At 72.5% G+C, this 12,411-nt stretch carries 11 protein-coding genes; 3 read left to right on the forward strand and 8 right to left on the reverse strand.

Translation table 11 applies throughout. The annotated features are described in order from the left end of the window. Positions 1-46: 46 nt before the first annotated feature. From O0S08_RS16860 to O0S08_RS16870, 3 genes are read right to left on the reverse strand one after another with little or no spacing between them, the layout of a single operon-like run. Positions 47-856, reverse strand: a complete 810-nt coding sequence (locus tag O0S08_RS16860) for a protein kinase family protein (RefSeq protein ID WP_269040180.1) — start codon at positions 854-856, stop codon at positions 47-49. Positions 857-909: 53 nt separating this feature from the next. Further along, the gene (locus O0S08_RS16865; protein WP_269040181.1) at positions 910-1,857 is read right to left on the reverse strand and encodes a hypothetical protein; all 948 of its coding nucleotides are present in this window, start codon (positions 1,855-1,857) and stop codon (positions 910-912) included. Between the two features lies 1 nt (position 1,858). Then, entirely contained in the window at positions 1,859-3,301 is a 1,443-nt protein-coding gene (locus O0S08_RS16870; protein WP_269040182.1) for an esterase/lipase family protein, read from the reverse strand. A gap of 139 nt (positions 3,302-3,440) precedes the next feature. Between O0S08_RS16870 and O0S08_RS16875 the strand changes: the two genes are divergently transcribed. Together O0S08_RS16875 and O0S08_RS16880 are read left to right on the forward strand one after the other, a co-directional pair. Next, entirely contained in the window at positions 3,441-4,157 is a 717-nt protein-coding gene (locus O0S08_RS16875) for a CoA transferase subunit A (RefSeq protein WP_269040183.1), read from the forward strand. A gap of 155 nt (positions 4,158-4,312) precedes the next feature. Beyond that, positions 4,313-4,894, forward strand: coding sequence for a DJ-1 family glyoxalase III (locus O0S08_RS16880; RefSeq protein WP_269040184.1), 582 nt, complete (start codon positions 4,313-4,315; stop codon positions 4,892-4,894). A gap of 1,206 nt (positions 4,895-6,100) precedes the next feature. Here the strand turns inward: O0S08_RS16880 and O0S08_RS16885 are convergent. From O0S08_RS16885 to O0S08_RS16905, 5 genes are all read right to left on the reverse strand, one after another. Further along, positions 6,101-6,688 (reverse strand): DUF4291 domain-containing protein, encoded by a 588-nt coding sequence (locus O0S08_RS16885; RefSeq protein WP_269040185.1) that lies wholly within the window; start codon positions 6,686-6,688, stop codon positions 6,101-6,103. A 55-nt stretch (positions 6,689-6,743) separates the two neighbouring features. Next, positions 6,744-7,382 carry an SRPBCC domain-containing protein gene (locus O0S08_RS16890; protein WP_269040186.1) on the reverse strand — a complete coding sequence of 213 codons (639 nt, stop codon included), beginning with the start codon at positions 7,380-7,382 and terminating at the stop codon, positions 6,744-6,746. A gap of 2 nt (positions 7,383-7,384) precedes the next feature. Then, entirely contained in the window at positions 7,385-7,738 is a 354-nt protein-coding gene (locus O0S08_RS16895; protein WP_269040187.1) for an ArsR/SmtB family transcription factor, read from the reverse strand. A 722-nt stretch (positions 7,739-8,460) separates the two neighbouring features. After that, complete coding sequence (locus O0S08_RS16900; protein ID WP_269040188.1) at positions 8,461-10,569, reverse strand: hypothetical protein; 2,109 nt, start codon at positions 10,567-10,569, stop codon at positions 8,461-8,463. A 192-nt stretch (positions 10,570-10,761) separates the two neighbouring features. Beyond that, entirely contained in the window at positions 10,762-11,346 is a 585-nt protein-coding gene (locus O0S08_RS16905; RefSeq protein ID WP_269040189.1) for a Rid family hydrolase, read from the reverse strand. 538 nt (positions 11,347-11,884) lie between these two features. Between O0S08_RS16905 and O0S08_RS16910 the strand changes: the two genes are divergently transcribed. After that, complete coding sequence (locus tag O0S08_RS16910; RefSeq protein WP_269040190.1) at positions 11,885-12,172, forward strand: YciI-like protein; 288 nt, start codon at positions 11,885-11,887, stop codon at positions 12,170-12,172. Positions 12,173-12,411: the final 239 nt, after the last annotated feature.

Consider the following 12,411-nt stretch of genomic DNA (forward strand, 5'->3'; position numbering starts at 1 on the left):
CGTTTAGGCGGCTCGACTTCGCCGGCGGCGGGCGGACGCGCGGTCCTCACCGTGTGAGTAGTTCATCGAGGGCCAGCATCCACTCGCCGGCCGGCGTCACCACCCACGCGCCCGCGGTCAGCCGGGCGCGCACGGCCGCCGCGGCCTCGACCGGCAGGGCGTCGACGATCGCCATCGGGGCGAGCTGAGCGAATGGGACGTCGTCGGCCAGCCGACGACAGCCCTCTGGCCACGAGGCCAGGGCGACCCGTCGACCCTGCCGGTCGAGGACCGGCTGCAAACCAGGCACGTCCGCCGCGAGCAGGGCGTCGAGGGCGATGTCGTCCCAGGCGGGCGCGGCCTCGACGACCACGCCGTGGCCGGACAAGCCTGAATCATCGGACATGACCCCAGGTTCCTGTCCCATGGGCTCTGTACTCATGGACAGGTCCCGAAGGTCCGCCACGCGCCGGCGCATGCGCGCGAGCAGGGCGGCGGCGTCGGGCCGCTTGCCGGGGTCGGGGTCGAGCGCGTCCTCGACGACCGCGCGAGCCTCGGGCGCGGCCCCGCCGAGGCTGCCGGCGACGAGGGCGACCAGCAGGGCGGCGGCGCCGTAGATGTCGCTGGCGGCCGAGGGCGGCCCGCCGGCGCGGACCTCGGGGGCGGTGATCGTCAGCAGCTCCTCGAGCGCGCCGGTGCGGGTGGCGATGAGGCCGGCGATCGCGTCGGCGCCGAACGGGCCGAGCAGCGGGCGCCCGGCGGCGTCGCACACCAGCTGGGCCGGCAGCAGCGAGCCGTGGACCAGGCCGCGGGCGTGCGCGGCGACCAGGCCCTCGAGCAAGAAGGCGACCAGGGCGCGGGCCCGCGGCAGCGGCATGCCGGGCGGGCGGATCAGCGCCCGCAGGTTGTTGCCGGCCTCGTACGGCAGGATCAGGATCCCGGCGCGGGCGTCGAACTGGACGATGCCGCGGATCGCCGGGTGCTCGAGCGCGGCGGCGGCGGTGGCCCGGCGGTGGAACGCCTCGAGCGCGTCCTGGACCGCCGGGTCGGCGGCGCCGCCCTCCTGCAGCTCGGCGAGGAGGAGGTGGATCTCGACCTCGGCGAGGGTGACGCGGTCGGTGCCCTCGTAGGCGGCGCCAGGAAGCTGGCCGGCAGCGAGGCGCGGACGAGGAAGCGCGCCGGCACGGGAGCGCCCTCGGGGGCCTCGCCGCGGCCCTGGAGGACGATCTGGGCCGCGAGGTCGTGCCCCAGAGCCCCGAGGCCGCGGGCCAGGAGGCGGCTCAGGGCGGCGCGGTCGGCCCCGCCGGCGCGGATGGCCGCCTGGGCCCGGCGCACCGCGGCCTCGGCGTCGCCGAGCTCCCACGACAGCTCGGCGGCGAGCTGCAAGGTCGGGCCGTGGCGCTCGGGCAGCGGCTCGAGCAGGGCCAGCGCCTCGCGCACGCGATCGGCGTCGGCGAGCACGCGCGCGGCCCCGAGGCGATCGCCGGCGCGGACGAGGGCGCGGGCGCGGGCCTCGGGGTCGTGGTCGCCGAGGGCGAGGATCCGGGCGGCGTCGGCGTGCCGACCCTTGCGCTGCAGCAGCGCGGCGGCCTGCTGGCGGGTGTCGGCGTCGGCGGCGGCGAACACGGCGATGATGCGGTCGAGGACGTCGGGCCGGCCGAGCTCGATCGCGGCGCGCAGGGCGTCGAGGGGGCGACCGGCGCGGGCGTAGTGCTCGCAGGCGCCGGCGAACTCCCAGATCTGCTCGAGCACCCAGCCGGCCGCGGCGTGCCGGCCCGACAGCGCGAGGGCGTGGGCGAGGGCCTCGTGCCGCCCCTGGGCGAGCATGCGCTGCTCGTCGTCGGTCAGCGGCTCGGGCGGGGCCGGGACGGCCGCCAACTCAGTGCTCCTCCGCGAACAGGTCGCGCGCGAGCTCGCGGTAGAACTCGAGGTGGTCGAACTTGACGTCGGTGACGCCGAGCAGCTGCCCGACCTCGTCGATGTGGTCGGCGATCATCTCGCCGCGGTAGTCGCCCCACTTGGCGCTCTCGACGGTGACGAGGCCGTCGTTGTCGCCGCGCGCGACCTGCAGCACCGCGTAGCCGAGCGCGATCAGGGGGTCGACCAGGTCCTGGCACTTCTTGCCGGGGATCAGGAAGCTGGCGGCGTCGCAGGTGCGGCCGGTGTAGCTGATGTACTGGACCCGCGGGTCGTCAGGGTTGGCGGGGTTGAACTCGTCCTGCATGTAGTGCTCGCTGAGCGAGTAGAACGAGGCCTCCGCGTCCGACTTCTGCTGGGCCGAGACGGCGCCGACGAAGTTGAGAAGGAAGCCGAGCGCGGCCTCGACCCCGCCGGGCGCGAGGCCGAGGGCGAGGTCGGTGATGTACGTGCCGCGGTGCGGGCTGGCGATGGTGACGAGCGCCGAGACGCGGTCGCCGTAGCCGTGGGTGGCGACCACCGCCCGCGAGTCGACGCCGCCCTGGCTGTGGCCGAGGAGGTCGACCTTGCGCGCGCGCTGGGCCACCAGGAACTCGTCGAGCTGCTCGGCGAGCTGGCCGGAGCGCACGGTGGTGCTGTTGTACGGGTCGAGGATCGCTACCTCGATCGGGAAGCCGAGCGACTCGAGCTCGGCGGTGACGCCGTAGAAGTAGGTGATCGGACCTATCGCCTCGAAGCCGGTCCAGCCGTGGACGAGGACGATCGGGAAGCGGGTGGTCTCGCGCTCGCAGCCGATCGAGCACACGAACTCGAGGTTGTAGTCGGCGGCCGCGTCGGGGCTGTCCGATCGGACATGCACCGCGAACTCGCCGGAGCGCGGGACGGCGAAGATCGCCTCGGCCGGGGCCTCGCCGCTGACCAGCGGGGGCGCCAGCGCGGCCTGCCACACCAGCTCGGTCGGCTCGTCGGGGTAGGCGACGGTGGCCCGCAGCGGGCCGGAGCCGTCGGTGCGGGTGAGGCGGATCTGCCACGAGCTCTCGTCGGGGAAGGCGACGTACCAGCGGTGCTCGCTGCACGCGGGCAAGGTCTCGCCCTTCACGTCCTCGCCGCCGTGGAGGTAGTCGCGCTCGACCAACGTCCATTGATTCACGTCGCAGGCCGGCTCGCCGGTGGTCGTCCCGGTGGACTCACCCTGGCCGTGGGTGCCGCTGCCGCCGTCGTCGTGGCCGGTGGTGGTCGTCGTCGGGGCGTCGGGCGGGCCGCCGGTGGTGTCGCTGGCGGCGGTGGTGCCTGTCCCTTCGGTCAGGCCGGCCTCGGCGCCGCCGCCCTGCGAGTCGCCGCAGGCGAGGGTCACGAGCGAGACCGCGAGCGCGGGGGTGAGCGCGGGCGAGCGACGGAGCGACACGCGGCGACTTTAGCAGCGAGGACGCGGGCTCCGGGAGTGCGCGCGGCCGCAATGTGCGCTGACGCCGGGCGGGCGCCCGCCCTTGCGGGGGTTGCTGCGGGGCTTTGCCCGGCGCGGCGCCTGGGCTATAGCCGGGCCCATGACCGCGACGAGCCGCTCCAAGCTGTTCTCCAGCGCCGCCGAGGCGCTGTTCGACGTGCGCGACGGGGCCCAGGTGGCCGTGGGTGGGTTCGGCCTGTGCGGCAACCCGGAGGCGTGCATCCAGGCGCTGGCGGCCTCGGGGGCGAAAGACCTCGTGATCGTGTCGAACAACTGCGGCAACCAGGGCCAAGGCCTGGCCGTGCTGCTGCAACGACGCCTGGTCGCCCGGGTGATCTGCAGCTTCGTCGGCGGCAACCCGGATCTGGAGCAGCAGATGCTCTCCGGCCAGGTCCAGGTCGAGCTCAACCCGCAGGGCACCCTGGCCGAACGCCTGCGCGCCGGCGGGTCGGGCATCCCGGCGTTCTTCACGCCGACCGGGGCCGGGACGGTGGTGTCCGAGGGCAAGGAGGTCCGCGAGTTCGCAGGTCGCCCGTGCGTGCTCGAGACGGCGCTCCAGCCCGACTTCGCGATCGTCCGTGCCGCCGTCGGCGACCCGCTCGGCAACCTCCGCTTCTATCGCACGGCCCGCAACTTCAACCCGCTGGCGGCGATGGCCGCGCGGGTGACCATCGCCGAGGTCGACCGCCTCGTCGACGTCGGCGAGCTCGACCCGGACGATGTCCACCTGCCAGGAATCTTCGTTCAGCGGGTGATCCACGTGCCCGAGCACAAGAACGTGATCGAGTACCGCACGACCCGCCCGCGCGCCGGTTGACCGGCGGCCGCAGCGCTGGCCCCAGGCCCGCAGCAGGCCCCGCAGGCCCACTCGGCGGGGCGTCCGCGCGCCTTCGCCGGTTTTTGTCAATTTTGCAGGATCGCGGCTAGCCTCACCGGGCCGGAAGGATAGGCGAGGCTCACATGACGGAGGACATGATCGAAGACATCGAGGTCGAATCGACCATCCCGCGCGCCCTGGTGATCCTGGCCGAAGGGGCAGAGGAAGCCGAGGCCGTGATCGTGGTCGATATCCTCCGCCGCGGCGGGATCGATGTGGTGTTCGCAGGGCTCAACGGCGACGGCCCGGTCCTGTGCAGCCGCAAGATGAAGCTGGTCCCCGACGTGGCGCTGTCGGCGGTGACCGGCCACTTCCAGGCGATCGTCCTCCCGGGCGGCGCCGAGGGGGCCCGCCGCCTGGCCAGCTCCGAGGCGGTCGGCGAACGCCTCCGCCACGCGGTCACCGACGGCCTGGTCGTCGGAGCCATCTGCGCGGCCCCCCTGGCCCTGCAGGGCCACCAGGTGTTCGCCGGCAAGTCGATGACGTGCCACCCCAGCGTGGCGTCGCGGATCGCGATGTACGGCAAGCTGGTCCAAAAGCCAGTCGTCGAGGACGGCCAGCTGATCACCAGCCAGGGCCTCGGGACGGCGATCCTGTTCGGCCTCACCCTGGTCCGCAGGATCATGGGCGACGTCCGCGCGGCCGACGTCGAGCGCGGGCTCACTCTGCCCCGCTGAGCGGTCCCAGCTCGCGGCGATCCGCGCGGCGCGGGCGTGGAGCGGGTCGTCGAGTTTCGGCGACGCGAAGAACGATGTCGTGGGGCGGCGGACGTCGCACGGCGCGGCCGGGCCCCGGATGAGACGCGGCTCGGGTCGTGGGGCGGCGGACGTCGCACGGCGCGGCCGGGCCCCGGATGAGACGCGGCGAGGGTCGCGGGGCGGCGGACGTCGCACGGCGCGGCCGGGCCCCGGATGAGACGCGGCGAGGGTCGCGGGGCCGGTGTCCGGGGCGCCCTGTCCCCTCAAACAGTTGCTCGGACTTCGTGACGGGCAGGGTGCTTCGAGGCGGCAGTTGCCTCGTCCTGCGCAAACTCGGTGCCAGGGCGCCCCGGCCCCCGTCCTGCGGGAGCTCTCTTGGTGCGGTGAGGGTCGGCTGCGCCGAGATCCGGGGCCCGGCCGCGCCTGAACGACTGCGCTTCTTGCAACGCGACGTCGAAGCCGCGGCGCGACTCGGAGCGAACGGCGTGAACACGAGGCCGATGCCCTCAGGGCGGCGGACGTCGCCCGGTGCGAGCTGGATGAGACGCGGTGACGATCGCGTCCGCGTGTCGTTCAGTGAACGACTGCGCTTCTTGCGACGCGACGTCGAGGTCGCGGCTCGACTCGAAGCGAACGGCGTGAACGCGAGGCCGATGTCGGGGGGCGGCGGGCGTCGCACGATGCGGCAGAGACGATCGCGTCCGCGTGTCGTTCAGTGAACGACTGCGCTTCTTGCGACGCGACGTCGAGGTCGCGGCTCGACTCGAAGCGAACGGCGTGAACGCGAGACCGATGTCGGGGGGCGGCGGACGTCGCCCGGTGCGAGCTGGATAAGACGCGGTGACGATCGCGTCCGCGTGTCGTTCAGTGACCGACTGCGCTTCTTGCAAGGCGACGTCGAGGTCGCGGCGCGGTTCGAAGCGAACGGCGTGAACGGGATGTCGTCGGGCGGACGTCGCACGATACGGCGGGGATGAGATGCGGCGACGGTCGACTCCGCTGCTCCTTCGGGAGGCGGCTTCCGTGGGCTACGGGCAGCGCGTTCAATGAGTCTTCGTGTCGCGATCGTCACGCACGCCGCCGTGAGCACGACGACCGTCGCGCGGAGCGCAGCGATTCTTCGTCGGCGAATGAGGCCGGTCTCGTCTCGGAGAGGCGCCGGAGCCGGTCCGACGAATGAGGTGATCACGCGGTCGCGCCGATCGTGCGGGCGAGCGCGGGGGACAGCGGGTAGGGCCGCTCGGGCGGGAGGAGGGCCCTGGCGCGCGCCTCCTGGCCGCCCTTGAGGTGGCCGTGGATCTTGCGCACCAGCGGGGTGAGGTCGGTGATGTCGACGGTCCACTCGTCGACGAAGCGGTCGATGATGTGGCGTGAGAGGCCGACCTGGATGCTGCCCAGCTGCAGGTCGGCGCCGCGGAGCGAGCGCTCCGGGTCCCATTGAATGTGCACGGTCGCGGCGGCGAAGCGCTCGCGCCATTCGTCGGGGTCGCGAATGCTGCGTGGATCGTGGCTGGTGAGCACGCCGGCGGCGAGCGCCTCTTCCCAGCCGACGCGGGAGATCCGTACGGCCAGGATGTGCTCCTGGCCGGACTTCTGGGCCCAGTTGCTGCGCTCCATCAGCCACAGGAACGACGGCTTGATCCACGTCATGCGCGTCCGCGAAAACGGCGGCACGAACCGCTTGGCGGCGAGCGCCGGCCTGGCGATCGCCGGCGCGTAGGCCTGATAGACGACGAGCGTGCGGGCGTCGAAGTCGGCGCGGATCTGATTCATAAGGCCGCGGAGGATCGCACGTCGGACCCGTCGATTCCACCGGGGCGAGCGCGGCTCACGACGCCGGTGATTCGCGGACGTCGGGGGCGAAGTGTCCGAGCGAGGCCTGCAGGGCGCCGGCGATCTCGTCGGCGGTGGCGGTGCCCGAGGCGGCGACGGCGGCGGCCCAGGCGTGCGCCGACTGGCGCGAGAATTCCTGGACCTCCGGCGAATTGGCGGCGGCGGTCAGATCCTCGGGCGCCTGGCCGCGGAGGTACAGATCGAGGCCGAGCAAGCCGCCGTCCCAGCCCGGGCCGACGAACAGCGAGCCGGCGCCGCTGCCCGCCATCTCGATGGGGACGTTGTGCTCGACCTCGAGGTTGGTCGTGTCGCCGTCGCCCGGGGACAGCCGCACCTCGACGATGCTGGTCTCGCCGCCGTAGGTCAGCTTGAGCAGGCGCGGCGGGTCGCAGCGCAGGATGTCGCCGCTGGCGTTGCCCTTGAGCTGGAACTTGCCGCCCTCGCGCAGGTCGCCGGTGAGCAGGGTGAACCACCGCTTGACCCGCTCGGGGTTGGTGATGGCGTCCCACACGTCCGCGGGGGTGGTGTCGTAGGTGCGTCGCAGCAGGACCGAGATGCCCTGGCCGCCGGCGGCGGTGGTGCGATGGGCGACGTCGCGGTGAATGGCGCTGATCTGTCGGACGATGTCGAGCATGATTATTCCTTCTCCGTGGATTCGGCCTTCATTCGTCGTTCACGCTTGCCGCGCGCGATCTCGGTGGCCAGCGCGTCCAGGCGCTGGTCCCAGTAGCGGCGGAACCGCTCGAGCCACTCGTCGACCTCCTGCAGCCGCTCGGCGGTGACTGCATAGAGTCGACGGGTGCCCTCGGGCCGCACCGTGGCGAATCCGTGGTCCCGCAGGACCCGCAGGTGCTGCGATACCGCCGGCTGGGAGATCCCGAATTCTTCCTGGATCACCGTGGTGATGGCTCCCGAGGATTGCTCGCCGTCGGCGAGCAGCTCGAGGATCCGGCGCCGCACCGGGTCGCCCAGGATGTCGAACGCGTGCACTGGCGGCGTAGATATCAGGATCGGCTTATATAAGTCAACGATGAAATTTGTTCGGGCTTTTGAGCGGGAATTGGCGGCGAAAACAGCGTTGCGCGGAAGTGGACGGAGCGATTTCGCGCTCGCAGGGCCGAGCGAGTCGAGGTCCCGGGGCGCGGGGCGGCGAGCACGAGAGCGGGGCGGCGAGGTCGCGATCGCGGGTCCGAGCTGGCGCGATTCGCGGCCGAATTGGTCGAGCTCATGGTCGCCGCATTCACGGGCGGCTGGATCGCGGCCGATGATTCACTCGAAGGTCAAGGCCGCGCCGGGCCGGCGAATGGCGGCAGTCACTCGGTGGCCGGCCGTGAATGGTGGCAGTCACTTCGCGGGCGCGCGGCCGGGCCGGCGATGGTGGCAGTCACTCGGTGGCCGGCCGTGAATGGTGGCAGTCACTTCGCGGGAGCGCGGCCGGGCCGGCGAATGGCGGCATTCACTCGGTGGCCGGCCGTGAATGGTGGCAGTCACTTCGCGGGCGCGCGGCCGGGCCGGCGATGGTGGCAGTCACTCAGTGGCCGGCCGTGAATGGTGGCAGTCACTTCGCGGGAGCGCGGCCGGGCCGGCGATGGTGGCAGTCACTTCGCGGTCCGGCCGGCCCGGGAATGGTGGCAGTCACTTCGCAGGCGCGGGCGGGCCGGCGAAGGGTGGCAGTCACTTCGCGGGCGCGGCCGGGCGGTAAATGGTGGCGGTCACTTCGCGGGCGCGGGCCGGCGGGCGAACTCGAGGTCGAAGCGGACGCGGCCGCCGACGACGTCGGCGGCGAGGCGGACGCCGCGGCCGGACAGCCACGACTGCAAGAAGCCGGCGTCGCGGAGGCCGTCCCCGAAGCTGCCGATCAGGCGCCACAGGTCAGGCAACTCGCCGTAGAACGCGGGGTTGGTCTCCTTGTCGCGCTCGAGCTCGGTGAGCATCCACTTGAGTCGATCCTGGCCGTCGGCGACGGCGATCCAGCCGAACTCGACGTCCTTGTCGCCGAGCCGCACGGTCCCCGGGTCGGTGACGAGGTAGACCTGCACGGGGGCCTCGGCGTCGGACAGGGCGGCCGACTCGACCTTGGCCTCGACGCCGGCGACGGTGACCGGCGAGAAGCGCATCGACGACAGGCCGACGAGCGAGCGGAACAGCGCGAGGTCCTGGTTCTGCACCCGCGAGTAGACGACGTAGTCGGTCTGCACGCCGCGGTCGCCGACCTGCAGGCTGCGCAGGCTGCCGCCGGTGCCCTCGACCCGGCCGACGATGTCGAGCACCGTGCGGATGATGCCGGCCTCCATGCCCTTCTGCTCGCGGCCCCAGCGCTCGACCATGCCGAGCGCGCTCGGCCAGGTCTCGAGCATGAGGACGACCGGGCCGAAGTCGCCGGCGTCGTCGATCGCGTCCTTGAAGGCCCGCTCGTCGCGGCCGTAGAGGCCGATGGCCAGCTCGCCGAGGCCGGCCAGCGGCGGCAGGCCCGAGCTGCGCCAGCACGCCAGAGCGCCGTCGCACAGCCCGGCGAGGGTGGGCACGCCGACGCCGGCCGGGGCGCGCGAGAATGTCTTTTCGGCCAGGTCCGCGGCGGCGCCGTCGACTGGCTCCCAGGACATGGTCATCTGGACAGCTTCGGGATCGAGGGCGGCCTCGAGGCGCATGCCGGCGAACATGCGCCGGGTCTCGCGCAGCTGCTCGAGCGCCGCCCGCTGCCCGAGCGCGCGGGTGACGACGTTGCCGCGTTCGTCGGGGCCGTACCAGCGCAGCCTGCGGACGGCGCTGGCGACCTCGTAGACCTCGGACAGCGCGGGCACGGCGGCGGCGTCGGCGTAGGCGGCGAAGTCGCCGCGCAGGGTCGAGAGGACCGGGAGGGCGGCCGCGGCGGCGGCGAGGCCGTTGGTGACGGTGGTGACGCGATCGGGGTCCCAGGCGGCGCCGGTGCCGGCGGGGAAGAAGAAGAGGTCGAGGACGACCGCCGCGGCCTCCTTGCGCGCGACGAGCAGGGCCTCGGCGTCGCCGAAGCAGAACTCGCTCGGGCCGATCTGGCTGCACAAGGTCGCGATCTCCGGCGGCCGCTCCTTGCGGACCTTCTGCGCCAGGAAGGCCGGCAGCGCGGCAGGATCCTTGGCCGGCAGATGGATGCGGTTGTGGAGCGCCAGACTACCTGCCCCTCGGGCCATGGCCTCCTGGTCAGGTGATGGGCCGGCCGGCTCGGGCGGCGGCGGCTTCCACGGGTCGCCGAGATCGGGCTGGATCGGCTGGAACGGGACCGAGTCCTGGTAGGGCTGCGGCGGGCTCGGGGGCGGCGGGCTCGGGGGCGGCGGCACGGGGCGCGGGCCCGGCCAGGGCGCGACGTCGGCGGGGGTGGTGCCGGCCCCGGGGAACGGGTTCGGCAGGCCGGGCGCGGCGCCGAGGCGCTGCAAGGCCTCGCGCACGCCGGGCATGGTGGGGGCGATCGGGCGGGCGATCGTGACTGTGACGAAGGCGTCGGGATCGAGGCCGAGGCGGGCGCCGATGTCGTCGACGCGCGGGTCGAAGCCGAGCTCGGCGCCGGCGCGGGCGACGTCGCGGGCGGTGTCCGGATCGAGCGGGATCGACTGCAGGTACTTCTGGATCGCACCTGGCTTGAAGGCCAGATAGACGAAACCGTCGCCGACGAACCCGGGCCCCTGACCGACGGCCGCGCGCTCCTGCGGCGGCATGCGGGCGTGAATCGCTCGCAGCGCGGGATCGGAGGGATCGTCGGGGCTGCCGGCGCCGCCGCGGCCGCAGGCGAGGGCGAGGACGGCGGCGAGACCGAGGCCGAGGCGAGGACGCGCGAGGGCGTGAGACATCGGCCGAGGATACGCCGACCGCGACGGGTCAAACAGCCCTCGTCCTCGGACCGTCGATTCGTGGCAGGCGCGACGACGGCGAGGCGAGGGCCAGGCCGGCGAGAGCGAGCCGCAGGCGCTCGAAAACGGTCGCGGCCGCGCCGTCCGGCCGAGCGGCGCGGAGCGGGCGGCCGGGCCGAGCGAGGAGGCGAGCTATTTGGCGCACCAGATCTCGTACTCGACGAGCATGCCCGGGATCGCCAGAGCGTCGACGATCCGCAGGGTGCCCGCCGCCGGCTTGATGTTCACCGGGGCGAAGTAGTCGGCGAACAGACCGAGGATGGCGTTGAACTCGCCGTCGCTGACGTCGGTCGTCATCGTGAATTCGATGCGGACGATGTCCTTGCGGTCGTAGCCGGCGTCGTCCAGATACTCGTCGAAGTGGTCGAGGATGTACTGCGTCTGCCCCACTGCGTCGCCGGGGAACATGATCTGGCCGTTCGAGTCGTGCGCGCCGTGGCCGGCGATGAGGAACAGCTCGTCGACGTTCCGCAGCTTGAGACCCCAGTTGAAGATCGCCCCGAAGTCCGGGGCCTCCGGGTTCGGCACCGCGATCTTCTTGAAATCACCGTTATTGTTATTACCGTTGCCGTTGCCGTTGCCCTGACCCCAGCCGTTGCCGTTACCGTGGCCGTTGCCGTTGCCGTGGCCCCAACCGTTACCAGATACGACCTGCGGCGCCGCGATCGACAGCGAGAGCGACAGGAGAATCGTCGAAATAAAGACTGGTCGTTCCATCCCTACACCTCCAACCAGGACAGGTTACGAGGGCGGTGTGGCAGGTGTCAATCGTCAGGGATGCGCATGCACGAAGTTTGGAGCAGCGCCGCGTACCTTGCTTCACCTCACCCACGGCCGCTGACAGGTGGTTGCCGTCGGAGGCGAAAGATCTGGCGCAATTGACCGCGGATGACTCGGGGTTCACCTATGATCATTGCGATGTCGGGTGTGACAATGTCGGCCGCGCCGAGGAGCTCGGGCCCGGCCTGTCCGCAGGCGCGCTCGCCGGTCGAATCGCGGGCGACGACGCTCCTCACAATGTATATAGTGCGTATGCTCGGGGTCGAATCCGGGCGGCCGCAAATGTCATTTGGGGACGTCGCACCGCGCGGGTCGTGACACCCTCGTGGTGGCCGAGGCACCCCGCGCCCGGTCACTTGTCCGGGCGCCGGCGCGAGCCTGCGCACCCGCAGAGAATGCGCCCGAAAGGCATTTCTCGGGCCCATCTCGCGCAAGGCCGATCACGGGCGCCGCGGTCACGATATGCTCGCCGTCGATGTACTTCGTGCTCCGCTACGAACTCGTCGACGATTACCTCGAACGCCGTACGCCGCTGCGGCCCGAACACCTGGCGCTGGCCCGCGCAGCCGTTGCACGGGGGGAGCTCCGCCTGGGGGGCGCATTCGCCGAGCCCGCCGACGAAGCGCTGCTGGTGTTCCGCGGCCCCGACCCATCCGCGGCGGAGGCGTTCGCGCGCGCCGATCCGTACGTGCGTGAAGGGCTGGTCCGCCGCTGGACCGTGCGGCCCTGGACTGTGGTGATCGGGGCCGACTTCGAGGGCTGAGCGCTCTCGGGCTTCGTGGCGCGACGGACGTCGCCCGGCGCGGCCGGGCCCCGGATGAGCGAGGCGGTGCGACGTTCTTGGCGTGCACTCGGGTGCGACGTGGTGGCGCGACGGACGTCGTACGGCGCGGCCGGGCCCCGGATGAGACGCGGCGAGGGTCGCGGGGCCGGTGTCCGGGGCGCCCTGTCCCTTCAGACAGGTGCTCGGACTTCGTGGGGGGTAGGGTGCTTCGAGGCGAT

The organism is Nannocystis punicea, assembly GCF_026965555.1.
GTDB classification, from domain to species: domain Bacteria; phylum Myxococcota_A; class Polyangia; order Nannocystales; family Nannocystaceae; genus Nannocystis; species Nannocystis punicea.